At 64.2% G+C, this 25,212-nt stretch carries 22 protein-coding genes and 1 tRNA gene; 15 read left to right on the top strand and 8 right to left on the bottom strand.

Features of this window, described 5'->3' with window-relative positions:
* Positions 1–30: 30 nt before the first annotated feature.
* From hslV to ACTHLA_RS10730, 8 genes are all read left to right on the top strand, one after another.
* Positions 31–576, top strand: a complete 546-nt coding sequence (gene hslV, locus ACTHLA_RS10765) for an ATP-dependent protease subunit HslV (protein WP_440188634.1) — start codon at positions 31–33, stop codon at positions 574–576.
* Positions 573–938, top strand: a complete 366-nt coding sequence (locus ACTHLA_RS10760) for a hypothetical protein (protein WP_440188631.1) — start codon at positions 573–575, stop codon at positions 936–938. Before hslV ends, ACTHLA_RS10760 begins: the two co-directional genes overlap by 4 nt.
* On the top strand, positions 939–2,240 hold the full coding sequence (gene hslU / locus ACTHLA_RS10755; RefSeq protein ID WP_440188628.1) for an ATP-dependent protease ATPase subunit HslU: 1,302 nt from the start codon (positions 939–941) through the stop codon (positions 2,238–2,240).
* A gap of 196 nt (positions 2,241–2,436) precedes the next feature.
* Entirely contained in the window at positions 2,437–5,379 is a 2,943-nt protein-coding gene (locus tag ACTHLA_RS10750; protein ID WP_440188625.1) for an ATP-dependent DNA helicase, read from the top strand.
* An 18-nt stretch (positions 5,380–5,397) separates the two neighbouring features.
* Positions 5,398–6,447 (top strand): DUF2125 domain-containing protein, encoded by a 1,050-nt coding sequence (locus ACTHLA_RS10745; RefSeq protein ID WP_440188622.1) that lies wholly within the window; start codon positions 5,398–5,400, stop codon positions 6,445–6,447.
* An 86-nt stretch (positions 6,448–6,533) separates the two neighbouring features.
* The gene (locus ACTHLA_RS10740) at positions 6,534–7,337 is read left to right on the top strand and encodes a chorismate mutase (protein WP_440188619.1); all 804 of its coding nucleotides are present in this window, start codon (positions 6,534–6,536) and stop codon (positions 7,335–7,337) included.
* Between the two features lie 137 nt (positions 7,338–7,474).
* The gene (gene hisC, locus ACTHLA_RS10735) at positions 7,475–8,581 is read left to right on the top strand and encodes a histidinol-phosphate transaminase (protein ID WP_440188617.1); all 1,107 of its coding nucleotides are present in this window, start codon (positions 7,475–7,477) and stop codon (positions 8,579–8,581) included.
* Between the two features lie 183 nt (positions 8,582–8,764).
* Complete coding sequence (locus ACTHLA_RS10730; protein ID WP_440188614.1) at positions 8,765–9,862, top strand: Rieske 2Fe-2S domain-containing protein; 1,098 nt, start codon at positions 8,765–8,767, stop codon at positions 9,860–9,862.
* Positions 9,863–9,967: 105 nt separating this feature from the next.
* On the opposite strand, the gene ACTHLA_RS10725 is transcribed toward ACTHLA_RS10730, so the two are convergent.
* A complete protein-coding gene (locus ACTHLA_RS10725) occupies positions 9,968–10,915 on the bottom strand; it encodes an alpha/beta hydrolase (protein WP_440188611.1) in 948 nt (315 codons plus the stop codon).
* Between the two features lie 567 nt (positions 10,916–11,482).
* Here ACTHLA_RS10725 and ACTHLA_RS10720 point away from each other — a divergent pair.
* Positions 11,483–12,295, top strand: a complete 813-nt coding sequence (locus ACTHLA_RS10720) for a hypothetical protein (protein ID WP_440188608.1) — start codon at positions 11,483–11,485, stop codon at positions 12,293–12,295.
* A gap of 504 nt (positions 12,296–12,799) precedes the next feature.
* Here ACTHLA_RS10720 and ACTHLA_RS10715 read toward each other — a convergent pair.
* From ACTHLA_RS10715 to hemC, 5 genes are all read right to left on the bottom strand, one after another.
* Positions 12,800–12,875 (bottom strand) — tRNA-Thr (locus ACTHLA_RS10715).
* A 93-nt stretch (positions 12,876–12,968) separates the two neighbouring features.
* On the bottom strand, positions 12,969–14,513 hold the full coding sequence (locus ACTHLA_RS10710) for a heme biosynthesis protein HemY (protein WP_440188605.1): 1,545 nt from the start codon (positions 14,511–14,513) through the stop codon (positions 12,969–12,971).
* Positions 14,510–15,505 (bottom strand): COG4223 family protein, encoded by a 996-nt coding sequence (locus ACTHLA_RS10705; RefSeq protein WP_440188603.1) that lies wholly within the window; start codon positions 15,503–15,505, stop codon positions 14,510–14,512. Before ACTHLA_RS10705 ends, ACTHLA_RS10710 begins: the two co-directional genes overlap by 4 nt.
* A gap of 18 nt (positions 15,506–15,523) precedes the next feature.
* Entirely contained in the window at positions 15,524–16,231 is a 708-nt protein-coding gene (locus tag ACTHLA_RS10700) for a uroporphyrinogen-III synthase (protein ID WP_440188600.1), read from the bottom strand.
* Between the two features lie 4 nt (positions 16,232–16,235).
* Positions 16,236–17,186, bottom strand: a complete 951-nt coding sequence (gene hemC, locus ACTHLA_RS10695; protein ID WP_440188748.1) for a hydroxymethylbilane synthase — start codon at positions 17,184–17,186, stop codon at positions 16,236–16,238.
* Between the two features lie 87 nt (positions 17,187–17,273).
* Here hemC and tsaD point away from each other — a divergent pair, with 87 nt between their 5' ends.
* The 4 genes from tsaD (at position 17,274) to ACTHLA_RS10675 (ending at position 20,953) form a co-directional block, all read left to right on the top strand.
* Complete coding sequence (tsaD, locus tag ACTHLA_RS10690; protein ID WP_440188597.1) at positions 17,274–18,398, top strand: tRNA (adenosine(37)-N6)-threonylcarbamoyltransferase complex transferase subunit TsaD; 1,125 nt, start codon at positions 17,274–17,276, stop codon at positions 18,396–18,398.
* 33 nt (positions 18,399–18,431) lie between these two features.
* The gene (locus ACTHLA_RS10685; protein ID WP_440188594.1) at positions 18,432–19,436 is read left to right on the top strand and encodes an NAD(P)H-dependent glycerol-3-phosphate dehydrogenase; all 1,005 of its coding nucleotides are present in this window, start codon (positions 18,432–18,434) and stop codon (positions 19,434–19,436) included.
* A gap of 68 nt (positions 19,437–19,504) precedes the next feature.
* Positions 19,505–20,434: a VOC family protein gene (locus ACTHLA_RS10680; protein ID WP_440188591.1), complete on the top strand. Its 930-nt coding sequence runs from the start codon at positions 19,505–19,507 to the stop codon at positions 20,432–20,434.
* Between the two features lie 147 nt (positions 20,435–20,581).
* A complete protein-coding gene (locus ACTHLA_RS10675; RefSeq protein WP_440188589.1) occupies positions 20,582–20,953 on the top strand; it encodes a hypothetical protein in 372 nt (123 codons plus the stop codon).
* Positions 20,954–21,019: 66 nt separating this feature from the next.
* On the opposite strand, the gene ACTHLA_RS10670 is transcribed toward ACTHLA_RS10675, so the two are convergent.
* Positions 21,020–21,910, bottom strand: coding sequence for an SDR family oxidoreductase (locus ACTHLA_RS10670; RefSeq protein ID WP_440188586.1), 891 nt, complete (start codon positions 21,908–21,910; stop codon positions 21,020–21,022).
* A gap of 95 nt (positions 21,911–22,005) precedes the next feature.
* Between ACTHLA_RS10670 and ACTHLA_RS10665 the strand changes: the two genes are divergently transcribed.
* The gene (locus ACTHLA_RS10665; RefSeq protein ID WP_440188583.1) at positions 22,006–22,824 is read left to right on the top strand and encodes a helix-turn-helix transcriptional regulator; all 819 of its coding nucleotides are present in this window, start codon (positions 22,006–22,008) and stop codon (positions 22,822–22,824) included.
* Between the two features lie 2 nt (positions 22,825–22,826).
* Here ACTHLA_RS10665 and ACTHLA_RS10660 read toward each other — a convergent pair whose 3' ends face one another.
* Positions 22,827–23,564: a creatininase family protein gene (locus ACTHLA_RS10660; protein WP_440188580.1), complete on the bottom strand. Its 738-nt coding sequence runs from the start codon at positions 23,562–23,564 to the stop codon at positions 22,827–22,829.
* 231 nt (positions 23,565–23,795) lie between these two features.
* On the opposite strand from ACTHLA_RS10660, the gene ACTHLA_RS10655 reads away from it, so the two are divergent.
* Positions 23,796–25,212: acetate--CoA ligase (locus ACTHLA_RS10655; protein ID WP_440188578.1), on the top strand; the 1,417-nt coding region annotated here is incomplete at its 3' end.

Here is a 25,212-nt window from a genome sequence, read left to right as displayed (position 1 = left end):
CCGCTGCGCAAAACCGCCAAGTAACCCCGCATGACAGACTCAAATTTTCCCAACTGGCACGGCACCACCATTGTCGCCGTGCGCCATAATGGCAGGACCGTGATCGCGGGCGACGGTCAGGTTTCGATGGGGCCGACCATCGTCAAGGGCGGGGCCAGAAAGGTGCGCACGCTCGCGAACGGCAAGGTGCTTGTCGGTTTTGCGGGCGCGACCGCCGACGCCTTTACCCTGCTGGAGCGGCTGGAGGCCAAGCTGGAGCTTTTTCCCGACCAGTTGGCGCGCGCCTGCGTCGATCTGGCCAAGGACTGGCGCACGGACCGTTACCTGCGCCGCCTCGAAGCCATGCTGCTGGTGGCGGACAAGAACCACGTCCTGACCCTGACCGGCGTAGGCGACGTGCTGGAGCCGGAAGACGGCGTCGCGGCCATCGGATCGGGCGGAACCTATGCTTTGTCGGCGGCGCGCGCCCTGCTGGACTACGAGGCGGACGCTGAGGTGATCGCGCGCAAGGCCATGAAGATCGCCGCCTCGATCTGCGTCTATACCAATGACCATCTGACCTTGGAGAGCCTGTGATTCTCGTCGAGGACGCCATTCAGCGCGCGCGGCTTACGGTGAAAATGCCCGCGACCCTGATCCTGCTCGGTCTGGTCGGGCAGGCGCTGATCCTCTATCCGAGCGGCCTGCTGCCAAAGCCGATCGCGCTCATCTCGCTGTTGCTGGCCGTTCCGGCCTGGCCTTTGAGCGTTCTTTATAGCGCTGTCGCCGCGCCAAGATGGAAGCTGTGGGCCTACCCAAAGGTCGGCAATCCGGCGCATCTGCGCGAGATCGCCGTCGGCATGAAGCTGATCCCGCCCGCAGGCAGCGCCTTGGAAAAGATGGAAATTTGCTCGCCGGAAGAGCGCCAGCGGATTTTGACCTATGAAGGACGACTCTAAGTGACCACATTTTCTCCGCGTGAAATTGTCTCTGAACTCGACCGCCATATTATCGGTCACGCCGATGCCAAGAAGGCGGTGGCGGTGGCGCTGCGCAATCGCTGGCGGCGCAAGCAGACCGATGCGGCGATCCGCGACGAGATCACGCCGAAGAACATCCTGATGATCGGCCCGACCGGCGTCGGCAAGACCGAGATCGCCCGCCGTCTGGCCAAACTGGCCCATGCGCCGTTTCTGAAGGTCGAGGCGACCAAGTTCACCGAGGTCGGCTATGTCGGGCGCGATGTCGAGCAGATCGTGCGCGATCTGGTCGAGGCCGCCATCCTGATGGTGCGCGACAAGAACCGCGCCGGTGTTCGTGCGAAGGCCGAGGCCCAGGCGGAAGAACGTCTGATCGACGCCCTGGTCGGGGCGACGGCGGCGCAGGCGACGCGCGAAAGTTTCCGCAAAAAGCTGCGCGACAACGAACTGGACGAACGCGAGATCGAAATCGCCCTGGCGGAAAGCGGCTCGCCGATCGGGTTTATGGAGATTCCGGGCCAGCAGGCGCCGGGGGCCTTCAATCTCGGCGAAATGCTGTCCAAGGCGATGGGCAATCGACAGAAGACGGTCAAAACCACCGTCAAGGCGGCCTGGCCCAATCTGATCAATGAAGAATCGGACAAGCTGCTCGATCAGGATTCGCTCACCCTTGAGGCGCTGCAACTGGCCGAAAACGAAGGCATCGTCTTTCTCGACGAGATCGACAAGGTCGCCTCGCGGCAGGAGCGCGGCGGGGCGGATGTCTCGCGCGAGGGTGTGCAGCGCGATCTGTTGCCGCTGATCGAGGGGACGACCGTTTCGACCAAGTACGGCCCGGTCAAGACCGACCATATCCTGTTCATCGCCTCCGGCGCGTTTCATGTCGCCAAGCCGTCTGACCTGCTGCCCGAATTGCAGGGCCGTCTGCCGATCCGCGTCGAACTGAAGGCGCTGAGCGAGGACGATTTCCGCCGTATCCTGTCCGAACCTGAGGCCAATCTGATCAAACAGAATCAGGCCTTGATGAAGACGGAAGGGGTGACGCTCAGCTTCGATGACGGCGCCATCGCCGCGATGGCGCAGGCCGCCGCCACGGTCAACGCCAAGGTCGAAAATATCGGCGCGCGTCGCCTGCATACGGTGATCGAGAAGGTGATGGAGGATCTAAGCTTCACCGCCGCCGATATGTCGGGGCAAAGCGTCGCCATCGACGAAGCCTATGTGAAGCAGCGCCTCGGCGAGATCGCCGGCGATACCGATCTGAGCCGGTATATTCTGTAAGAACGACGCTTTTTCTCCTCCCCTGCAAAGCGGGGGAGGTGGCGCGGCTTGTCCGCGACGGAGGGGGCAACGGCGGTGGCGGCGGTTCCCTCCGTCTCGACGCGCTTCGCTTGCTCGCCACCTCCCCCGCTTCGCAGGGGAGGAGAAACGCATCCTTCATTTCCCTTTCCGGCGGTTCTGTTCTAGGTTCATTCCCGTGTCCGATCCGCTTATCCCCGAATCCGCGCCGTCCTGGCGTCAGCATGTTCCCGCCGAGTCGCTGGGCTGGTCGCCGGTGCGCAGCCATGTCGGGGACGGTCGCGTCGGGCGCGATGTCTCGGTCAATGAGCTGCGTGAACTGTGGGGGCGCGAGGCGCTGATTGTCGCCAATGCCGCCTTGATCCGTACACGGCTCTTTAGCAATCGTCCGCACCGCGAAGCGCGTCCGTTTGATGTGCTGGAGCTGTTCGCCTTCGTGCGTCCGGCGCAGTTCTGTGCGCCATCGGCGGCTGGGCTGGCCCTGGCCTGCGGCTTTGCCGAGCCGGAAACGCCGCAGGACGCGGCGCGCGCCTTGTTCGACGTGATCGAGAGCTTGCTCCGTACACTGAAGGCATCATCGCTCGGTTTCCGGCTGGCGGCGGCGTCCGGCGTCAAGCTGATGGAAAAACAGGGCTGGGCGTGGGCGCCGCTGTTGACTGCGGCGCTGGCCGAAACCGATATGCCGTCCGACTATGCGCCGCCGCCCGCGCTCGATGTCTGGACCCTGCTGGAAGAATGGGAGGACCAGCCGCCCGAAGGTCAGGCGCGCGCCGTCGCCCTGTCCGAAGCCGAGGTCACCGACGCCCTGAATCGCGATCTACAGCGCGCCCACCTTTCGGAGCGCCGCCCCGAACAGCTCGAATTCGCTTTGAAGGCGCGTGAAATTTTCGCGCCGAAATGGATGACGGACCAGCCGAACTTCCTGCTGGCCGAGGCCGGGACCGGCACGGGCAAGACGCTCGGCTATCTGGCGCCGGCGCATCTGTGGGCGCAGAAGGCGCAAGGTCAGGTCTGGGTCTCGACCTACACCAAGGCGCTGCAAAAGCAGATCTATCACGATACGCGCGCCCTGTTCGATACGGCGGAGGAACGCGCGCGCGAGGTCGTGGTGCGCAAGGGGCGAGAAAACTATCTGTGCCTGCTCAATTTTCAGGAACGCCTCGCCGCCGCCCATTCCGCGCCCGAAGTGATCATGGCTGTGCTGATGGCGCGCTGGGTTCTCTATACACGCGACGGCGACATTATGAGCGGCGATTTCCCGACCTGGCTGCCATCTCTGCTGCCGCCGACCGCGCCGGCGCATGTCTTCCAGACGATGACGCCGAGCAGTCTGGTGGACCGGCGTGGCGAATGCACCTATGCGGCCTGCGCGCACTATCGGGTGTGCTTTATCGAGAAGTCGGTGCGCAAGGCAAAATCCGCCACATTGGTGGTCGCCAACCATGCGCTGGTCATGGCGCAGGCGGCCTATGATCTGCTCGACCGGTCGCGAAAAGCCGATGAGGAGGATGCGCCGACGCCCGCCCTGTCGCGGCTGATTTTCGACGAGGGCCACCATGTCTTCGAGGCGGCGGACAGCGCCTTCGCCACCCGTCTGTCGGGGCTGGAAGCCTATGAGTTGCGGCGCTGGATCCGTGGCAATGAGGGCCGTTCGCGGCGAGGCCGGGGGCTTGAGGCGCGTCTGGGCGACCTGATCGCGCAGGATGAGACGGCCAAGACCGCCCTGCGTGATTTGCTGCGGGCGGCGATTGTTCTGCCTGCGGACGGTTTTTCGCAGCGCATGGCCGTGCGCACCCAGGGCGGCGGCGGGCTGGAGCCGGTCGGCCCGATCGAGGCGCTGCTCAGCGAGGTCCATACCCAGATCGAGGTGCGCAAAGGCGAGGGCAATCTGCGCGCGCGCTTCTCGCCCGACAACGATCCAGGCGGGGAATGCGAGGCGCACCCGTGCCTTGACGGCGTGGCGCAGGCGGCCAAGATCGCGGCGCGCGCCCTGTCCGGCATCGAAGCGCCGCTGCTGGCCCTGGTGCGCGCGCTGGAGGATCGTCTGAATACGGCGGGCGACGAACTGGAGGCGCCCGACCGCATCCGCATCGAGGGCGCGCTGCGCGGGCTGGAACGGCGCGCGCGCATGCTGCTGCCCGCCTGGCGGCATCTGCTGCAAGGCTTGGCGGAAGAAGATTTTGAAGCGGCGGAGCCCGATCTGAATCCGGCCCAAACCATCGACTGGTTCTCGACCGAACTGCATCGCGGCCGTGTGGTCGATGTGGCGCTCAATCGCCACTATGTAGATCCGTCCCTGCCGCTGGCGGAATTTGTGCTGAAGCCTGCGCATGGCGTGCTGGTGGCGTCGGCGACCCTGTCGGATGGTTATAAGGATACGGGCGGAGACGATGATGAGGCCGACGTCTTTTCGTTGGCGCGGCAAAGGACCGGCGCCAACCATCTCGTCATGGGCGCCAAGACGGCGCGCATCGCCTCGCCGTTCGACTATGCGGCGCAGGCGCGGCTGTTCGTGATCACAGATGTGTCGCGAGAGGATGCGCGCTCGGTCGGCGCGGCCATGCTGGCCCTGTTCAAGGCGGCGCGCGGCGGCGGGCTTGGCCTGTTCACCGCCATCCGCCGCCTGCGCGCCGTCTATGACCAGATCGCGACGCCCCTGAGCGAGGCAGGCCTGCCGCTCTATGCGCAGCATGTCGATCCGCTCGATGTCTCCGATCTGGTCAGCGTGTTCCGCGCCGAACAGCATTCGTGCCTGCTCGGCACCGATGCGGTGCGCGACGGCATCGACGTGCCGGGGCAGGCGCTGCGGCTGATTGCTTTCGACCGCGTGCCGTGGCCGCGCCCGGACTGCCTGCACCGCGCGCGGCGGCTGCATTTCGGCAACCGAATCTATGACGACGCCCTGACGCGGGCGCGGCTGGCCCAGGCGTTCGGGCGGCTGATCCGCAAAAATGACGACCGTGGCGTCTTCGTCATGCTCGATTCCGCCGCTCCGACCCGATTGTTTTCCGGCCTGCCGGAAGGGGTTGTGCTGCAACGCTGCACCCTGGCCGAAGCGCTGGCTTCGATCCCGCGCTTTCTTTATCCCGACGAAGTGGTTAATAACGAAGCGACCTCGTAACCGCTACGGAGCCTCAAGGTGAGCGACGCCGCCCCCGCCAGAAAGCATCACCGCATCGGTATTTTCGCGCCCGCCCTTCTGGTCGCGCTGTTGTTCGCCGGTTGGAGCGGCTACTGGTTTTACACCGCGCACCGGCTGGAGGCCGAGCTGGCTGCGCAGCGCGACGCCATGATCAAGGCTGGCTATCAGGTCAGCTACGATCCCTTGCGCATTCAGGGTTTTCCCTACCGCATGAAGGCGGATTTTAAGAACCTCACCGTGATCGCACCATCGGGGCGCGGCTTTGCGGCGGTTGAGGCCGAGGCGCAGGCCGACGCCTATGCGCTCGATAAATGGGTCATGGTGGTTCCGAACGGTTTTACCATCTATCGCGGCCATCCCGGCGGCGTCGAACTGGGCCGCATTATGGTGCGCGGCCAGGTTTTGCGCGCCAGCGTCTCGCATATCGGCCAGCCGGTGTGGAACGTGGCGCTGCAAGGCCTTGGCGTTAATCTGACGCCGTCGGATCAGACCCATCCGTTCGCCTTCGCCAGCGCCGATAATGTCGAGGCTTATCTGCGACCGAATGCGCAGGACAAGGACGCCGCCGACATGCTGGTGCGCGTCACCGGCGCCAGGGGCGTTCCCAACAGCCTGGTCGCGGGCCTTGGCGACGGGCAGCCGCTCAGCCTGCATATCGAAACCACGGTCAGGAAAATGTCGGCGTTTCAGGGCCGCACCTTTGACGACTCGCTGAAAAGCTGGAGCGCGAAGGGCGGCGAGCTGACCGGCTTCAAGGCGCAGGTGCAGGCGGGAAACCTAAGTCTTTTCAGTCATTCCGACGGTCTGAGCTTGCAGAGCGACGGCCATGTCGCCGGGCATCTGGAGCTGGAAATGTCCGGGACGTTCAAGCCGGTCGAGGTGCTGGGCGCCTTGCGCATCATATCGCCGGAGAACATGACCCTGGCGCGGCCTTTGCTGGATATGACTTTGGCGACGAAGGACACGCAAAAGTTCGGCATAGATTTCCGCGATGGCGGCGCCTATATCGGGCTGCTGAAAGTTTCAGATGCGCCTATATTTCCGTAATACTGTTTTCTGAAATTTCTGCACTTGTGATCGCAGGCAGCGGAGCCTAAACTTCAGCTCTTGTTGATAGTTACGAGTGTTTCCATTTGCAAACTCTTGCCGATCTTCGCAGCCAGATCGACGCGCTGGACGCCGAACTGCTCCGTCTGGTGGATGCGCGCGCCGGTCTGGGCGCCGCTATCGCCGAGGCCAAGGCGCGCGAAAACGGCGCGGAAACGCAGGGTTCGCAACTGCGGCCCGACCGCGAGGCCCTGCTGATCCGCAAGCTGCTGGCCATGCCGCGTCAGTCGGCTTCGGACGCGGTGGTGGTGCGCATCTGGCGCGAACTGATCTCGGAAAATCTGCGTATTCAAGGCCTTAGTCGTGATAGTGTTGGGGGCGGCCTGCATCTGAACCTGTCAAGTCAGGAGCATTCGCGCGAGGTTCTGGTCTGGGCTCGTGAGCGTTTCGGCTTCGCGCCCGGCTTCAGCTATGTCGAGAACGCCGTCGCCGCCGTGCAGGCTGCGCGCGACCCGCGCCACATCTCCGTCCTGTCGCTCGATCCGCGCGGCGGCGCCTGGTGGGCCCGACTGCTGGCTGAACCCAAGGTGCGCATCATGGCCGCCCTGCCGGAGCTTTCGGCAGGGCGTTTTCATGCCGTGGCGCTGGCGGCGATCACGCCGGAGCCGACCGGCGACGATGTCACCTTCTGGGTCTCGGATTCGCCCCAGACCGAGAACCGCATCATCGAAAGCCTTAGCCATAACGGTCTTGCCGCCGAAGCGCTGTGTGCGGCGCAGGGGCTCAAACTGTTCGCCCTGCATGGATTTGTGCAGGAGAATGATCCGCGTCTCGGCTCTCCTGAGCTGGGCAGCCTGTCCGGTGTGATCGGCGCGGCAGCGCGTATTTAGCCTTGTTTTTCGTATCAATTGATACTAATTAAAAGGGCGGGTTTAGCCGTTATTTTGCGTGTTTATGCGTTTTTTTGCCGCTATAAACCCGCAGATTTTCCACCCATCCCACCCACCACCCGATCATGAGCGACCTGATGGACACGACCGCCCCGGCCCCGAAAGCGGGCATTCTCGATATCGCCGCCTATGTCGGCGGCAAGTCGAAGATCGAGGGCGTCGCCGAGCCGATCAAGCTGTCGTCCAACGAAAACGCGCTCGGCTGCTCGGCAAAAGCCATCGAAGCGTTCGAGGCGGCGAAGGCCAAACTGTTCCGCTATCCCGACGGTCACGCCAACGCCCTGCGCGAGGTCGTCGCCGCCTATCACGGACTTGAGGCCGAGCGGCTGGTGTTCGGCAATGGCTCGGACGAGGTGTTCGCGTTCCTCAATCAGGCCTGGCTGGAGGCTGGCGACAATATCGTCACCGGCGAGCATGGTTTTCTGGCCTACCGCATCTCGGCTTTGGCCTGTCAGGCCGAGGTGAAGCTGGCGCCGGAGCCGGATCAGCGCGTCGAGATCGACGCCCTGCTGGACCTCGTCGATGACCGCACCAAGATCGTCTATATCTCCAATCCGGCCAATCCGACCGGCACCTGGAACACGCCGGAGGAGATCGCCGAACTGCGCGCGCGTCTGGCGCCGCACATTCTGTTGGTGATTGACGAGGCCTATGCCGAATTTGTCGATGAGCCGAGCTGGGCCAGCGCCTTCGATATGGCGAAGGACGCCGACAACATCATCGTCACGCGCACCTTCTCGAAGATTCACGGTCTGGCGGGTTTGCGCGTCGGTTTCGGCTATTGCCCGACGCCGGTGGTCGCGGCGCTGGAGCGCATTCGCCTGCCGTTCAATGTCAACCTGCCCGCTCAGGCCGCCGCCATCGCCGCCTTGCAGGACGCCGCCCATATCGAGGCGTCGCGCCAACATGTTCTGACCTGGCGGCCGCGTCTGGTGCAGGAAATCCGCGCCATGGGCCTCGATGTGCGCAATTCGGCCGGTAATTTCGTGCTGATCCATTTCCGCGACGGCGATGAGGCGGCGCGCGCCAATGAGTTCCTGATGTCGAAGGGCCTGATCGTGCGGCATGTCGCCAATTACGGCCTGCCGCAGGCTCTGCGCGTCACGGTCGGCAAGGATCACGAGAACCGCGCGTTTCTCGATGCGCTGACAGAATTTGCCAAAGGTTTGAAGCCAGAAGTTTGAAGTAAGAAACCCCACCACCATTGGCTGCGCCAATGGCCCCCTCCCCAGTAAACTGGGGAGGCATGAGATTTGGCTTACCTCGCTCTCCTGCTTCATCCTGTCGCAGCGTGGGCCATTCCGGGCATTGGCGTTTTGCGCTAAGGCCCTTATATTGGCTTTCTTCTTTCTGCGCACAGAGACCCTATGCCCGATCAATCCGCATCGCCCGTTCCCCGCGTCGCCTTCGGTCAGGGGCTGTTGAAGGACGCCTGGTGGTTCGCCGCCCTCAGCGGCGATCTGCTTGCGGGTAAGCTGCAACGCTATGTCATCCTTGGCGAGCCGGTGCTGCTGGCGCGCGATCTGGACGGCAAGGCCTATGCGATCCGCGACATCTGCCCGCACCGCGCCGCGCCTCTGTCGGCAGGGGAGATGGTCCGTGACGGAAGGGGCGGCGGCTGCGTCGTGCAATGCCCTTATCATGGCTGGACCTTTGATACGTCGGGAACCTGTGCGTCCGTGCCGTCCCTGACCTCGGATCAGAGCATAGATGTCGAGCGCATCAAGGTGCGCCGTTATGAGGTGCGCGAACAGCAGGGCATTGTCTGGATCTGGATCGCCGCCGATGCGCGCCGCCCGGCGGAACCCGACCATGAGCCGCCCATTCTGCCCGGCGTGGTCGGCGGCAAGCCCCTGATCGTCGAGCGCATGGATTTCGACAGCCATATCGACCATGCGGTCGTCGGGCTGATGGACCCGGCGCACGGGCCGTATGTGCATCAGCAATGGTGGTGGCGTTCGTCCAAGAGGCAGCTTGAAAAGTCCAAGGCGTTCGAGCCGCGCGAGTTCGGGTTCGCCATGGTCCGCCATCGCCCGTCGTCGAACAGCCGCGCCTATAAGATTTTAGGCGGCGCGCCCGCGACCGAGATCACCTTCCGCCTGCCCGGCATCCGTTATGAGCATATCGAGATCGGCGACAAACAGGTGCTGGGCCTGACCTGCCTGACGCCGATCGACGAGACGAAGACGCGCATTACGCAGATCTTCTGGTCCGATCACGGCATGTTCCGCTTCATCGCCCCGATCTTCCGCTTCGGCGCCAAAGCCTTCCTCAAGCAGGACGGCGATATGGTCAATTTGCAGAATGAGGGGCTGAAATACGACCCCTCGCTTCTGTGGATCGACGACGCCGACACCCAGGCCAAATGGTATCAGGCGCTGAAAAAAGAGTGGCTGGCCTCGCGCGCCGAAAAGCGGGCCTTCGTTAATCCGGTCAAGCCCGCCACCTTGAAGTGGACCAGCTAAAGCGTTTCCCCAAAAAGTGGTTCCACTTTTTGGATCAGGAAGAGCGACACAACAAAGATTTAGAGCGCCGATCTGAGTCCATCAGATCGACGCGCTAAGTCTCAATCAAACCTTTGGCTTGAGAAAGCCGTGCATGTCCAGCCAGCGCACGAATTCGTCGAACCAGCCGGTGCTGGTCGTCGGCTTCGGATACATGCCAAAGCCGTGGCCGCCCTGCTCGAACAGGTGGAATTCGACCGGACGCTTGGCGGCGCGCCAGCTATCGATAATGCCATAGCCGCCATTACCGAAGAAGGGATCGTCGGCGGCCAGAGCGACGAACAGGGGCGGGGCGTCCGCCGGAACCTTCACCGGCGCCAGCGGACCGTAGATTTCGCCCAGGAAGGCCGGTTTGGCGTCCTGACCGTAAAGCTCGGTCGCCAGGGTCAGCATGGCGCCGGCGGAAAAGCCCACCATGCCGATGCGGTCGGGATCGACATGCCATTCGGCGGCGCGTGAACGCACCAGAGCGAAGGCGGCGCGGGCGTCGGCGATCTGCGGCGCCAGGGCGGCGGCGGGGTCTTGCTGCTGCGGCGGCGGCCCCTTGGCGACGCCTGAGAACATGGCGCGCATCGCCGCCTCGAAGCCCGGCATGTCGGCGGGGGTCGGATGCAGGCGGTATTTCAGCACAAAGGCCGCGACGCCCTTCGCCGCCAGGGCGCGCGCCACGTCCCAGCCCTCATTCTGCATCGACAGGGTCATGAAGCCGCCGCCCGGCGCCACGATGGCGGCCGCGCCGGTGGCCTTTTCCGCGTCCGGCAGGAAGGGGGTCAGAGTGGCGACCGAAACATTGCGGGCGAACACGCTGCCATACTGTTTGTGCCACGCCTCCGGCGCGGTCGCGCCAGGCAGGGGCCCGGTGTCGAGCGTGATGGCGCCGGGCTGCGCCGGCGTCGGGATCGGCGTCATCGTATCGTCGAGCGCAAAGGCTTCAGAGGTCAGCACAGGCGCAGCGGCGAAAGCCGCCAAAACCGATGCGGCGAAGCTCCGCCGCGTCAAAGGCGTGATGGTCATAAGATGTTTCCCTGTCGTGCGATCCGCATGATGCGGATTCATTAATTTGTCCGGCAAATGATAGCGCTATCAAAAAAAGACGAGAAAATCAAACGGGGATTAGGGCCGCGTTGATTTCCTGCTGTGTCACCTCTTTCAACTCGATGGTGAATTCGTCCTCAACGCCACGATTAACCCTACGGTGTCACAAACGGTTATCGTGACAGGGTTTCACGGTGGGGAGTCAGGGTGTTGATGGTTAATGAGTGGTTATTTTCTCGGTTCGTTCTCACCGAATTTCCTTTGATTCCGACTCGGTGGGTCGTTTGTTAACCTTCCTCATTAAGCGTCTATTAACCCTATCTTGTACGATAGCTGTGGGTTTTGGTGATAAGTTTCGTTAACAAAAAATTAGCGAAAAACCGATATATTTTCTTTATAATTCAACTGATTAACGAGATAAAATATCAACTTGTAGTTAGGTGTGACGAGGGTGTCAAATGTGACGCTGAACTTTTTTCATACCTCAACGCTTGCACTTTAAAAAAACGGGGCGTATGAATCAAAGTCAAGGAGTTTGCTATCTGTATGTCCGACGACGCGAAACCATCTTTCTTCATTGATGCCGACTGGATTGCTCGGGTGATGGAGAAGCGCGCCCAATTGGTGGCGCAGCGGGATTACGCGGACCAGCAGATTAACGATATCGATAAGAAGCTCACGGAGATCAAGGAGCTTGGTGTTTCGGTTTCCAAGCTGATTGGTGAACATATCCCTGTGGTTAAGACAGAGGATGCCGAAGTCAAGAAGCCCAAGGAAGCCAAGGCGCGGAAGCCTAAGAAGTTGCCGCGTTTCGTGAAGGTCGGTGGCAAGCTGGTGACCTTCGCATCGGAAATCAAGAAAGTGGTCGATCCTGCTGAACGTGGTGTCCATTACGACGATATCAAGGAAGCCGTGTTGAATGGCCCGTTGGGCGACAAGATGCGGGCAAATTCCAAAGCGTTCTACACGGCCATAGCGCGGCTGACGCACGAAGGGTACGTGAAGTACAAGAATCACCTCTTCACCCAGGCTCACTATGACGAATTCTTAGTGAAGGTTCTGGTGGGGGATGAAGAGGATTTGAAGGCCGAAGACGCCAATCGGAAGCCGTCTGTTGTCGCGGCGGTTTTGGCGGTCGTGAATGACAGTCCCAAGGGTTTAGCGCCGAAGGATGTGATTGCGGCTTTGACCGAGAAGCAGGAATTGGCCGATAGTTCCAAGAACAACGTCTATAATGCGTTGGCTAGGCTGTCGGAACGTGGGGAAATTGCGCGGACTGACGGTCTGTACTACCCCACAAACAAGAATGGCTCACCTGAGAAGGCGAGCCAAGCGACCGAGGAAAAGACATTGTTCTAGCCTCGGAATTTTTGAAGTGGTGTAGTTTTAACCAGATAAAACGTTCGCTATCGCTGACCGCTGAGGTCGGTTCTATATGGTAGGTGTGACAACCCCATAATAGAGGGCGGAAGTTGGAAGTGCAAGTCTTCCCACCACTCCCATTAAGTTCCACGGTTAAGCCTCTGGTTCGGCTTACTTTTTTGAGGCCACAAGTTTGGTGCTTGTGGCCTTTTTCGCGTCCATAGGGCGTGGGCGCAGTTGAAGTTCGACGCCGCATACCCATGTTATAGCCCCTCCAGCGGAGAGCAATTCATGACTGACAAGAAGCGCTTCTACCTCAACGGCGACCAGAAGGAAGGCGAGCCAAGGCTGGGGCGCAATGGCATCAGCGACGGGTAACGACTGATTTATCCATAGGAAACTGTGTCCTAATTCTGTGTCCTATTATCGTGCAAAACTGTGTAACATTTTCCACTTTTTCAAATAGTTGATTTTATTAAGAAAAATATTTTGAAAAAGAAATGGTGCCGCTTAGGTGACTCGAACACCTGACCCTCGCATTACGAATGCGATGCTCTACCGGCTGAGCTAAAGCGGCCCGGAAGGTCCGGGGCGGGGCCCTGCGGACAGGGGCGTTTCTTTACACATGTCGCGCGGGCTTGCCAAGGGCTGAAATGCGCGAGTGACAGCGTTATTTTCGGGTTTTGGGCGCGGCCTTGCGGCGCGGCGCGCGCGCGGGCTGGGCTGAGGCTTCCTGGTCGAGATCCTGACCGGAGAGGGCGGCGTCATAGGCGCCGGGATCGTCGGGCAGGGGCAGGGCGGCGGCGCGGTTGGCGGCGCCGCGTTGCGCCGCGCGGATAAACGGCATGGACGGCGCATAGCGCGCGGCGATGTCCGGCATTTCCGGCAGGCCCTTTTCGCCGCGTTCATAGCGCGGGTGGGCCAAGGTCGCGTCCTCGGCGAAGGTCAGGATCAGGCGGCTCCAGTCGGCGGCGCCATAGGGGAAGGCGCGGCCTTCGGCGTCGATGTCCGACCAGTCCGGCTCGGATTTCGCCACGCTGGCATTGGCCAGCCAGGCGCGCGCGGCGTCCGTATCGCCCAGCGCCTGCGCGCCGCGCGCCATCAGCCCACCGAGGCGGCGCGTCAGGCGATCCTCAGCCGCGTCCTCGGCCAGCGCGTCCATCGCGGCGGCGATATCGGGCTTCACGCCGGTCAGCAGCGCCTTTTCCAGCATCAGGAGGCGGCTTTCGCGGTGGTCAGGGTTGCGGTCGATCAGGCCTTGCAGGCGGCGGGCGCGTTCGCGCGGGGTCTCGTCCGACACCAGGTCGCGATAGGCGAGCCACAGAGCCGGGTGCGGTTGCGCGCCCCAGGCGGCCTCCAGCGTGTCCTCGGCGCGGCCCAGCTTGTGCGCGCGGGCCAGCAGGCGGGCGGCGATCACCGGGCCGGGCGTGAACTGCGGCTGAAGTTTCGCGGCGCGCACGGCGTAGTCGAGCGCCTGATCGACGTCTTCGCCCGCCTGCTCCATATGGGCGGCGGAGGCGGCCATCAGCGACGCCTTGGCGCGTTCGCAGAACAGGGGCGAGATCAGCTTGCGGTTCAGGGCGCCGTCCAGCAGGGCCAGGGCTTCGCGCCATTCGCCCGCTTCGAGGCGGGCGTCGAACAGGGCCTTGAACGCCCACATGCTGGGGCGCGGCATGGCGTAGGCCTCGCCCGCCAGCCGCACCGCCTCGTCGCGGTCGCCTTCGCGTTGCGCCAGCTCCATCAGGCCTTTCAGGCCCGCCAGCTTGAGGTCGGGCGCGCCGAGCATGGCGACGCAGGCGGCGCGCGTCGCGGCGGCGTCGCCCGATTCGCGCGCGGCCAGGGCGCTGAGGATGCGCACCAGCGCAGTATTGTCGCTGACATCGACCGCCTTGATGGCCAGACGGCGGGCCTCCTTGCCGTCGCCCGCGGCCAGCGCCATGAAGCCCTTGGTCAGGGCTTCTTCGCCCTGACGGCGGCGCGCGTCGAGCCGTTTGCGCTCGGCGCGCTGCGGCGAGCGGGCCAGCCACAGGGCGATGTTCCAGAAGGCGACGGCGGCCAGGGCGGTCAGGCCGATCAGAACCAGCGCCGCCGCCGCCGAGGCGTCCACGCGGTAGTGCATCCAGATCAGGCTGGCCTGGCCCGCATCCTGCGTGCTGGCCACGGCCAGAGCCAGCAGGAGCAGGATGCCCAGCAGAATGAGCAGGGAGCGGATCACAGCAGGCCTCCTTGCGGCGCGGCGGTCGGATCGGTTGCGGCGGACTGGCCGAGACGGCTCATGGCGCGCTCGCTGATGCGGCGTGTCGTGTCATCGACCAGCAGGCGCGCCTGCGCCTGATCGAGCCACGGCTTCATCGCGTCGTGCGCGGCGGGGGATAGGGCGGTCAGATAGCCGACCGCGCCGTGCAGGTCGCCCTGATTCAGCCGGTTTTCGGCGCGTGCTAAAATCGCCTGCGCGCCCTCGCCGTCGAGATTGTCGGTGCGGCGCACCGAGATCAGTCCGGCTAACCCTTGCGCGATGCGGTCGAAAAAGCCGGTCTTGCCGTTATGGGTCTGGGCGGCGGTGTTGGCCCTGGCGGCGTAGGCCGGGAAGCGCACGGCCAGGGTGACCTCGCTGGGCACGCCCTTTTCCGCGAACGGACGCAAGGCGGCGGTCAGGCTGGGGTCGTCGATGGTCGGCTCGGCCACGGCCAGCTCCGACAGAAAGGGGTCGCCGTCGTGCGAGGCCAGTTGCAAGGTGCGCGCGGCGTAGGCGGCGGCGGCGGCGCGCGCCATCGCCTTCTGGCTGGCCTCAAGCCGGTCCATGCGCGCGCTCAGGGCGGCCAGCGAGCCGGATTCGCCGTAGTAGGACGGGGCCGAAGGCGCGGGCTGTACCGGCGCGGTTGCCGGTGCTGACGAGGATTGAGCCTGAGCCTGAGGCTGACCCTGGGCGGGCGCGGCGCTCTGGTTTTGCAGGCTGTTGATCTGCATTTTCAGTTGCGCGATTTCGGCGTTTTTGTCGGCGTTTTTGTCGGCGGAGGCGACGGCTTGCGGCGTGATCTTCGGATGCGACAGCTTCCAGGCGAAGGCGCCGATCAGGATCACGAACATGATCAGCAGCGGCGCCGCGAACATCATGAAATAGCGCGTCATCTTGGCGGCGTCGGCGCGGGCCTCGCGCTCGGCGATGTCATCCATAGGCGGAATCGAGGTTTCCAGCGTGTCGCTCATCGCGGATCGGTCTCTTCATCAGGCTTCGTCGAGCCTTTGTAGCATGGAAGCCTCGTCTGGAAACGCGGAAATGCGTATCGCGCGCGCGAGTTTTCGCGTCTGGGGCGCGGCGGCGAGCGTCTTTTCCAGCGCCTGAGCGGCGGCGGGCGAGATGGCGATGAAGATCAGGGCGGGCGCGTCGGCGTTTTGAACCAGCGTCTGCACCACGGGCGCGGCGGCGCGCGGCGAATGGATCAGGGCGTGGGTCAGGGTTTGCGGGCGCGGCAGGGCGGGCGTGAGCGGAACCGTCTCATAGACGGCGGCCTCGCTGACCGTGACGCCTTTGGCGCGTAAGGCGTCGGCCATGGCGAAGGCCGGCGCCTGCGCCGTCGGGTGGAACAGGCGCAGGCCGGAAGCGGCGTCGCGGACGATCAATTCGCTCAGGGTGCGGGCGTCGCTATCGCCGCTGATGACGCGCTCAAAGCCGTGCTGGCGGGCGGCGCTGGCGGTGACGGCGCCGACGCACCAGACGGGCAGGTCGCGGCGCGGGCACAGATCGCAGAAGGCGTCGAGCGCGTTGCGGCTGGTGAAGATCAGCGCGTCGAAACCGTGCGGATCGAAGACGGGTTTGAGCCGCCGCACCGCCAGCACCGGCGCGATCACCGGCTCATAGCCGAGTGCGGCGACGGCCTGCGCGGTTTTGGAAGCGCCCGGTTCGGTGCGTGTGATCCAGACCCGGCCCTTCATCCGGTCAGCCGGAAATCTGGATCAGGTCGGGTCCGGCCTCGGCCTTGATCGCCTCGCCGAGATCGCGGCCCAGTTGGTGGGCCGTGTCGCGCGTGGGCGCATGGAGCGTGGTGCGCCTTTGCCAGCGCGTCTTGCCGTCGGCGCTCAGGGCCTCGACGAACAGGCTGAGCGTGTCGCCGGAAAGCGTAGCGCGGGCGCCGACGGCGGTGCGGCACGACGCCTCCAGCGCTTCGAGCGCGCCGCGTTCGGCCGTAACGCACAAATGGGTCGGTTCGTGATTGAGTTTCTGCATCCAGTCGGCGTTTAGGTCTTCGGTTCGACACTGGATGGCCAAAGCGCCCTGTCCCGGCGCGGTGGCGTAGAGGTCGGGGTCGATATAGTCGCGGATATGGGCGGACAGGCCGAGCCGGTTCAGCCCCGCCGCCGCCAGCAGCAGCGCGTCGCAATCGCCCGCCTGCAGCTTGGCCAGGCGCGTATCGACATTGCCACGCGTCATCACGACGTCAAGATCGGGGCGCTGCGCCAGGGCCTGCGCCTGCCGCCGCAACGAGGCGGTGCCGAGGCGCGCGCCGTGCGGCAGCTCGGCCAGCGAGGCGAAGTTCGGCGACAGGAAGGCGTCGCGCGGGTCTTCGCGTTCGGGGATGGCGCAAATCGACAGGCCCGGAATTTCGTCGGCGGGCATGTCCTTCAGCGAATGCACGGCCACGTCGATCTCGCCGCGCAGCAGCGCGTCCTCGATCTCTTTGGTGAACAACTGCTTGCCGCCCGCCTCGATCAGGCGGCGGTCCTGAATCCGGTCGCCCAGGGTGGTGATGATGACGAGCGGGGCGATAGCCTCGGCCTGCGCCGGGTCTTCGCCTAAAGCTTCGACAATGCGTCTCTGCACCCAGCCGCATTGCGTCCGGGCCAGTTTCGAGCCGCGCGTTCCGATGTTCAGGCGAGGGGTCATGTGCAGCCTTATATAGGGGGCAGGGCTTGACGCCGCCGCCATTTCAACCGTTTAAGGGAAGCCTTTTCCGCTTACAAGACCGCCATAGCGTACATGATGTCTCACCCCTGTTTAACCGTTCTCGGCGTTGAATCGAGCTGCGACGAAACCGCCGTCGCCGTGGTGCGTCGCGATGCGGCGGGGACGCATGTGCTGTCGAGCGTGATCCATTCGCAGATCGCCCAGCACGCCGACTATGGCGGGGTGGTGCCGGAGATCGCGGCGCGCAGCCATGTCGAGACGATTGACGATCTGGCGGCGCGCGCCTTAGCCGAGGCCGGGAACCCGGAGCTGGACGCGGTGGCGGCGACGGCGGGGCCGGGGCTGATCGGCGGGGTGATGGTCGGCCTGTCGTTTGCGAAAGGCTTTGCGCTGGCGCGCGACCTGCCTTTGATCGGGGTCAACCATCTGGAGGGCCATGCGCTGTCGGCGCGGCTGGCGGAGGATGTGGTCTTTCCCTTCCTGCTGCTGCTGGCCTCGGGCGGGCATTGTCAGTTGCTGGCCGTTCGGGGCGTCGGCGATTATGAGCGGCTGGGCACCACCATCGACGATGCGGCGGGCGAGGCCTTCGACAAGACCGCCAAGGTACTGGGGCTGGGCTATCCGGGCGGTCCGGCGCTGGAGGCCTGCGCGAGAGATGGCGATGCGGACCGATTCAAACTGCCGCGCGCGCGGGTCGGGCATAAGGATTGCGACTTTTCATTTTCGGGCCTGAAGACGGCCGCGGCGCAGATCGCCCATGCCGAGGTCAAGACGCAGCAGGACCGCGCCGATCTGTGCGCGGGCGTGCAGGCCGCGATTGCGCGGCAACTGGTCGAGCGTTCCGAGCGCGCCATGGGCCTGTTCAAGCCGACAATGGACGCCGGGCGGCCCGCCTTTGTCGTGGCGGGCGGCGTCGCGGCCAACGCCACGGTGCGGCAGGTTTTGAAGGACGCGGCGGAACGGCATGGCTTTGGCTTTGTCGCGCCGCCGATGCGCTACTGCACCGACAATGCGGCCATGATCGCTCTGGCGGGCCTTGAACATTTTGCACAAGCCTGCAACAAACCCGAAGCCGTGGCCGAGCTGCGCGCACAGGCGATGGGCGTCAGCGCCCGTCCGCGCTGGCCGCTCGACGAGGCGCGCGCCCTGGCGCAACCGGTGCATAAGACCGCCGGACGCAAGGGGGCGAAGGCTTAGGCCAAGGCCCAAGGTAAGACATAGGGAGCAGGTATGGCGGAGACTTTTGGCAGGGTGGGCGTGATCGGGGCGGGCGCCTGGGGGACGGCGCTGGCGCAGGTGCTGACCATGGGCGGCAATCGGGTCTTGCTGCACGCGCGCGAGGCCGAGGTGGTCGCTTCGATCCGCGATGCTCATGAAAACAGTCTCTACTTGCCCGGCGTGAGCCTGTCCGAGGCGATCACTGCGACCCATGATATGGCCGATCTGGCCGGGTGCGACCTGATCCTGGCCGTGCCGCCCGCCCAGCATATGCGCGCCGCCCTGTCGGCTTTCAAACCCTATCTTGCGGCGGGCACGCCGGTCGTGCTGTGCGCCAAGGGGGTCGAGCGCGGCACGGACGCGCTGATGACCGAGGTGTTGTCGGACGTGCTGCCCGAAGCGACTCAGGCCGTGCTGGCCGGGCCGAACTTCGCGCGCGAGGTGGCGATGGGGCTGCCGTCGGCGGTGACCCTGGCCTGCAAGGACGAGGTTCTGGGCGCGAAGATCGCCGCGACCCTGGCCGGGCCAAGCTTCCGGCCCTACCAGTCCACCGACCTGATCGGCGCCGAATCGGGCGGGGCGATCAAGAATGTTATCGCCATCGCCTGCGGCATCAGCGAGGGCAAGGGGCTGGGCCGCAACGCCCACGCCGCCCTGATCACGCGCGGTTTCGCCGAGATGACGAGATTGGCCATAGCGATGGGCGCGCAGTTGGTCACCATGGCGGGGCTGTGCGGCATGGGCGATCTGGTCCTGACCTGTTCGTCGCCGCAGTCGCGCAATATGAGCGTCGGGCTGGCTCTGGGGCAGGGGCAGACGCTGGAGGAGGCGCTGGCGGGCAAGGTGTCGGTCGCCGAGGGCGTGCAGTCGGCCCCGGCGGTCTGCGATCTCGGCCGCAAGCACGGCGTCGATCTGCCGCTGTGTCAGGCGGTCAATGCGGTGCTGTCGGGCGCGATGAATGTCGATCAGGCCATCGACGCCCTGTTGTCGCGACCGCTGAAATCCGAGCGCGTGTGAAGCGCCTCGCCACGGGCGCCCATCCCTGCTAGCCTCGCCGCAAACATAAAAATGCGGGAGGAGACGTCATGCGCGGTCACTGGAAAACTGTTGCGGTCATATGCGCGGGTCTTGCGGCCCAGGCTCAGGCGCAGACTCAGGATGCGCCGCGTCCGGCGATTACCGGCGTGTCGCATATCGCCGTCTACAGCGCCGATCCGGCCAAAACCGAGGCCTTTTACGTCCATGATCTCGGCGCGGTGAAGCGTCCCGATCCCGAAAATCCGCTTGGTGTGCGCTATTATGTGTCGCCGAGCCAGTTTATCGAATCCCTGCCCCTGCCTGCGGATGCGGGCCTTAACCGGCTGGATCATATCGCCTTCGCCACCCCCGACGCAGCGGGCTTGCGCGCCTGGCTGGCGACGCATGGCGTCGCGCCGGGCGATCTGAGGCGCGGCAAGGATGGCGGGCAGTGGTTCGATGTCCATGATCCCGAAGGCAACCGGGTCGAGTTCGTGCAGGGGCCGACGCAATCGCCCGACGTGCCGGATAACCCCTTGTCGAGCCATATCATCCATGTTGGCCTGATCGTGCATGATCCGGCGAAGGAGGACGCTTTTTACCGGACCCTGCTCGGTTTCCGGCCCTACTGGCATGGCGGCTTCGACGATCATAAGGACGAGTGGATTTCGCAGCAGGTTCCCAATGGCGGCGACTGGATCGAATATATGGTTCAGCCGGGCAGCGGGCCGATCCCCGCGGGCATGAGCCGGCAGACCGCCGGGGTGCTGAATCACTTTTCGCTCGGCGTCGCCAATATCGAGGCGACCTATACGACGCTGTGGAACGGCGGGCGTTTGCAGGGGCAGGCGCCCGACGCCCTGCCCAAGATCGGGCGCGACGCCAAATGGCAGCTCAACCTGATCGACCCGGACGGCACGCGCGCCGAAATCATGGAATTCCACGCCATCGGCGCGCCGTGCTGTTCGCCCTTCACCGCCGCCGACCCGGAAAAATAGCCGCGGCTGTTGCGACGCGTTCACAAAATGTTGCGGTGCGAAATTGTATGATGACAGCGCTGTCATTTTGGGGTTAGCCTCGTCTCTGTCGCCGCTGCGACCGGCGATGGTTTCCTCCCCAACCTTCAACTTTGTGAGTGTGTCATCATGAAAACCGTTCTTAAGACCTTTGTTCTCGGCCTGTCCGCCGCTCTCGCCCTGTCCCTGTCCGCCGGTCAGGTGTTTGCAGGCTGCACCGAAGCGCAGCAGCGGCAACTGGGGCGCGCCGTCGCCGATACGGTCACCTCCGAAATCAAGGATAAGGCGCCAGAGCAGCACAAACGCCTGATCAAGGTCGAAGACTGCGAGGTCAAGGGCGACGTCCTGCGCTCTGATTTCACCTATAATTACACCGATAATCGCGATTCCTACGCGGTCCAAGGCGCGGCCACGCTCAACAAGAACGGCAAGGTCGAGATCAAGACCCTGACCCGTCCGCAGCAGGTCTGGGCGTCGATCGCCAGCAATTACGACGAATAATCGCCTGCGATCCGATCCACGCAAAAGCGCGCCGGGCGACCGGCGCGCTTTTTTTGTTCATGGCAGTCAATCGAAATAGGCGGCGTCCATATCGGTGAGCAGGTCGGGTTGCGCGGGCGTCCAGCCTAAGGTTTCGCGCGTCCAGTCGCTGGATGTCGGGTTGTTCATCTGCGCGAAATGCGCGAACCAGCCGAAATGCTCATGGGCTTCGTCCGGCGCCAGGCTGACGGCGGGGACGCCGAGCTTGCGCCCGATCGTCTCGGCGATGTCGCGGAAGCGCGTTCCGCGGTTTTCGGCGGCGTGATAGCGCGCGTCTTTGGCGTTGCGCTCCAGGGCCAGCCGGTAGAGGCGGGCCGCGTCGAGCCGGTGGACGCCGGGCCAGACATTGTCGCCCGATCCGACATAGGCGGCCTTGCCTTTTTCACGCGCCATCTGGATCAGGATCGGGACGAAACCGTGGTCGCCCGCGCCGTGGACGCTGGGCGACAGGCGCACGACGGAGACATTGACGCCGCGGGCGGCGGCGGCTTCGGCGGCCTGTTCGCTGGCGATGCGCGGGAAGGGGTTGCGCACATCCGCGACGCGCACATCCTCTGTCGTCTTGTCCGCCGAAGCGACGACGCCGGTGCCGGAGGTGACGACGAACGGCTTGTTCGTATCGGCCAGCACGCCCGCCATCGCGGTGACGGCGCGGCGGTCGATCTCGCAGTTTTCCGCAAATTTCGTGAAATCATGGATGAAGGCGGTGTGGATCACGCCGTCGCAGACCTCGGCGCCCGCAATCAGGCTGTCCGTGTCCTGCACATCGCCGTGCAGCGCGTCGGCGCCCATGGCCGCGACGCGGGCGGCGGCCTCGTCCGAGCGCGCCAGTCCCATTACCTCATGGCCGTGGCGCAGCAGTTCCTGCGTCACCACCGAGCCGACCCAGCCGGACGCGCCGGTTACGAAAACTCTCATCTGCCTGTCTCCTTATCTGATGGACAGACGAGGCTATGATGCGTAAATTATCCGGGTAAAAGACGTGATCTTATACAGGTATAAATCCTAACAGCATGGCTGACGACAACGCACTGGGCGCATTTCTGAAAGACCGGCGGGCGCGGCTCGATCCGGCGGCGTTCGGCATACCGCTGACGCGGCGGCGCACGCCGGGGCTGCGGCGCGAGGAGGTGGCGCAGCGCGCCCATGTCAGCGCAACCTGGTACACCTGGCTGGAGCAGGGTCGCGGCGGCGCGGCCTCCGCCGACGTGCTGGACCGGATCGCGCGCGCCCTGATGCTGACCGAAGCCGAGCGCGAGCATCTGTTCCTGCTGGGGTTGGGGCGGCCGCCGGACACCCGCTTCCGCGCCGTCGAGAGCATCAGCCCGCGCCTTCAGGGCGTACTCGACGCGCTGCCCTACAGCGCCGCCTATATCAAGACGCCGATGTGGGACATCATCGCCTGGAACCGGGCGGCGACGAAGGTGCTGACCGATTATGGCGATCTGCCGCCGGATCGGCGCAATATTCTGCGACTGATGTTCGGCGGGTCGCATGTGCGCGCCAGGCAGGCCGACTGGCGCGGCATTGCCCGCTTCGTGGTCGCGACCTTTCGCGCCGATGTGGTGCGCGCCGGGGCCGTCGCCGAGGTGCAGGGTCTGGTCGATGAGCTGTGCGCGATGAGCGAGGAGTTTGCCGACCTGTGGGCTGAAAACAATGTCCAGAGCGGGTTTGGCGACCATCCCAAGCGCATCAACCATCCGGTGGCGGGCTGGCTTGCGCTCGACTACTGCGCCTTTGCGGTCGATGGCCGCCCGGACCTGCAACTGGTCGTCTATAATCCGGCGACGCCGGAGGATGTGGCCAAGGTCAAGGCGCTGTTGGAGGCCTGATTTTATTCCGCCTCGAACTTGGCCACGTCGTCGAGCAGGCCCTTGACCGCACAGGCGATGATCTGTTCGCCGTCGGCGACCGTGGCCAGGGACGAATCCGAGCCGATGCGGCCATCGGGGAAGCGGTGGCGATAGTCGAGCGCGTCGCGGATCGGGCCGTTGGGGGCGATCTGCGGCTCCATCGGCGCGGTTTTCACGAAATCCGGGTAGGCGGCGAAGGTGACGGCGATCTCTGACGGGGTGGCGTGGCTGCCGTGGCCGGTCGGATAGAGTCTGGCGCACAGGCGCGACACGCCCGGCAGATCCCACCAGTTGCGCAGCTTAAGAATGAAGGGACACGGCTCCGCGCTATAGGAATAGGCGGCGTAAATCTCCGAAAAGGTCGCCTCGATGGTCGAGACATTGCCGCCGTGGCCGTTAAGGAAATAGATGCGGTCGAAGCCATGCCGGTTCAGCGACTGCACCCAGTCCTCTATGGCCGACATGAAGGTCGAGGGGCGTAAGGAGATCGTGCCGGGAAAGCCGAGATGGTGCTGCGCCATGCCGATATTGAAGGTTGGCGCGATCAGAAGGTCGCCCTCTTTTTCCGCCGCGTTGGCGATGATTTCCGGGCACAGCCAGTCGGTGCCCAAAAGCCCCATTGGGCCGTGCTGCTCGTTCGAGCCGATCGGCACGATGACGGTGCGCGAGCTTTTCAGCCGTTCGTCGATTTCGGGCCAGGTGGACAGGTGCAGCAGCATGGGAGAACTCCGGCGGTAGATGTGCTTTCGGTCGTAACCTGTTTAGGGGTTTGCGACCGCCTTCGCCAGCCTTTTGCGCTGCATCCTGTCGCAAACCGCGCCTTAATGCCGCATGACAGCGCAATCATGCGGCATTTTTCGCATTGGTCATATCGACTCTGGAGCGCGGGTTTATATAGAGTGCCGACAACAGTTTTGGCAGCGCACCCAAGATGCGCCCCGGAGGACATTATGGACGATCATGCTTCGCACCCCGCATCCGCCGTTTTCCCGGTGCCGCAGGGCTTTTTGCGCCCCGGCACGCTGACCGCCGAAGGCTTGCAGGCGCAGCGCGATCTGTTCGCGCGCGACCCGGAGGCGCACTGGCGCACGTTGGGCGACGCGCTCGACTGGATCAAACCCTACACTAAGGTCAAGGACGTCTCGTTCAACCGCGACGATTTCCGCATCCGCTGGTTCTATGACGGCCAGCTCAATGTCTCGGCCAACTGTATCGACCGGCATCTGGCGACGCGCGGCGAACAGGTGGCCTTCATCTTCGAGGGCGACGATCCGGGCGTTTCGTACACAGTCACCTACAACCAGCTCAGCCGCGAGGTGAACAAGCGCGCCAACCTCCTGAAACACTATGGCGTCAAGAAGGGCGACCGGGTGACGCTCTACCTGCCGATGATCCCGGAGGCGGCCTACTTCATGCTGGCCTGCACGCGCATCGGCGCGGTGCATTCGGTGGTGTTCGGCGGCTTTTCGCCCGACAGTATCGCCGGACGGATTCTCGACTGCCGCTCCGACATCGTCATCACCGCCAATGAGGGCAAGCGCGGCGGCAAGACGATCCCGCTGAAAGCCAATGTCGATCTGGCCCTGCTGCAATGCCCGGATGTGCGCCATGTGCTGGTGGTCGAGCATACGAACGCCCATTATCTGACGCATGACGGGCGCGATATTTCCGTGCCCAAGGCGCTGGAAGGCATGTCGGATCAGTGCGAACCGGAGCCGATGAACGCCGAAGACCCTTTGTTCATCCTCTACACCTCGGGTTCGACGGGTAAGCCCAAGGGCGTTTTGCACACCACGGGCGGCTACCTTGCCTGGGTCACCTATACGATGAAGACAAGCTTCGATTATCAGGACGGCGACATCTATTGGTGCACCGCCGATGTCGGCTGGGTGACCGGCCATTCCTATGTCGTCTATGGCCCGCTGTCGAACGGCGGCGCCTCGCTGATCTTTGAGGGCGTGCCCAACTATCCCGACTCTTCGCGTTTCTGGCAGGTGGTCGATAAGCACAAGGTCACCACCTTCTACACCGCCCCGACCGCCATCCGCGCCCTGATGCGCGAAGGCGAGGCGCCGGTGACATCGACCTCGCGCGCCTCGTTGCGCGTCCTCGGCACGGTCGGCGAGCCGATCAATCCCGAAGCCTGGCTGTGGTATCACCGCGTCGTCGGTAATGAGCGCTGCCCGATCGTCGATACCTGGTGGCAGACCGAGACCGGCGGCCACCTGATCACGCCGGTTCCGGGCGCGACGCCGCTCAAGCCCGGCTCGGCGACGCAACCTCTGCCCGGCGTCGTGCCGATGCTGGTCGATGCCGAGGGCAAGGAATTGCACGGCGCGACCGAAGGCAATCTGTGCATTGTCGATT

It is taken from the genome of Asticcacaulis sp., assembly GCF_051956075.1.
Lineage (GTDB): Bacteria > Pseudomonadota > Alphaproteobacteria > Caulobacterales > Caulobacteraceae > Asticcacaulis.
This window is presented reverse-complemented; position numbering and strand designations above follow the sequence as displayed.

Bases quoted from the DNA above. Each gene is read 5' to 3' on its own strand.
- hslV (WP_440188634.1), top strand. From the start codon at position 31: ATGACAGACTCAAATTTTCCCAACTGGCACGGCACCACCATTGTCGCC.
- hisC (WP_440188617.1), top strand. From the start codon at position 7,475: ATGGACACGACCGCCCCGGCCCCGAAAGCGGGCATTCTCGATATCGCC.
- ACTHLA_RS10730 (WP_440188614.1), top strand. From the start codon at position 8,765: ATGCCCGATCAATCCGCATCGCCCGTTCCCCGCGTCGCCTTCGGTCAG.
- ACTHLA_RS10725 (WP_440188611.1), bottom strand. From the start codon at position 10,915: ATGACCATCACGCCTTTGACGCGGCGGAGCTTCGCCGCATCGGTTTTG.
- ACTHLA_RS10720 (WP_440188608.1), top strand. From the start codon at position 11,483: ATGTCCGACGACGCGAAACCATCTTTCTTCATTGATGCCGACTGGATT.
- ACTHLA_RS10705 (WP_440188603.1), bottom strand. From the start codon at position 15,505: ATGAGCGACACGCTGGAAACCTCGATTCCGCCTATGGATGACATCGCC.
- ACTHLA_RS10700 (WP_440188600.1), bottom strand. From the start codon at position 16,231: ATGAAGGGCCGGGTCTGGATCACACGCACCGAACCGGGCGCTTCCAAA.
- tsaD (WP_440188597.1), top strand. From the start codon at position 17,274: ATGATGTCTCACCCCTGTTTAACCGTTCTCGGCGTTGAATCGAGCTGC.
- ACTHLA_RS10685 (WP_440188594.1), top strand. From the start codon at position 18,432: ATGGCGGAGACTTTTGGCAGGGTGGGCGTGATCGGGGCGGGCGCCTGG.
- ACTHLA_RS10680 (WP_440188591.1), top strand. From the start codon at position 19,505: ATGCGCGGTCACTGGAAAACTGTTGCGGTCATATGCGCGGGTCTTGCG.
- ACTHLA_RS10675 (WP_440188589.1), top strand. From the start codon at position 20,582: ATGAAAACCGTTCTTAAGACCTTTGTTCTCGGCCTGTCCGCCGCTCTC.
- ACTHLA_RS10670 (WP_440188586.1), bottom strand. From the start codon at position 21,910: ATGAGAGTTTTCGTAACCGGCGCGTCCGGCTGGGTCGGCTCGGTGGTG.
- ACTHLA_RS10665 (WP_440188583.1), top strand. From the start codon at position 22,006: ATGGCTGACGACAACGCACTGGGCGCATTTCTGAAAGACCGGCGGGCG.
- ACTHLA_RS10660 (WP_440188580.1), bottom strand. From the start codon at position 23,564: ATGCTGCTGCACCTGTCCACCTGGCCCGAAATCGACGAACGGCTGAAA.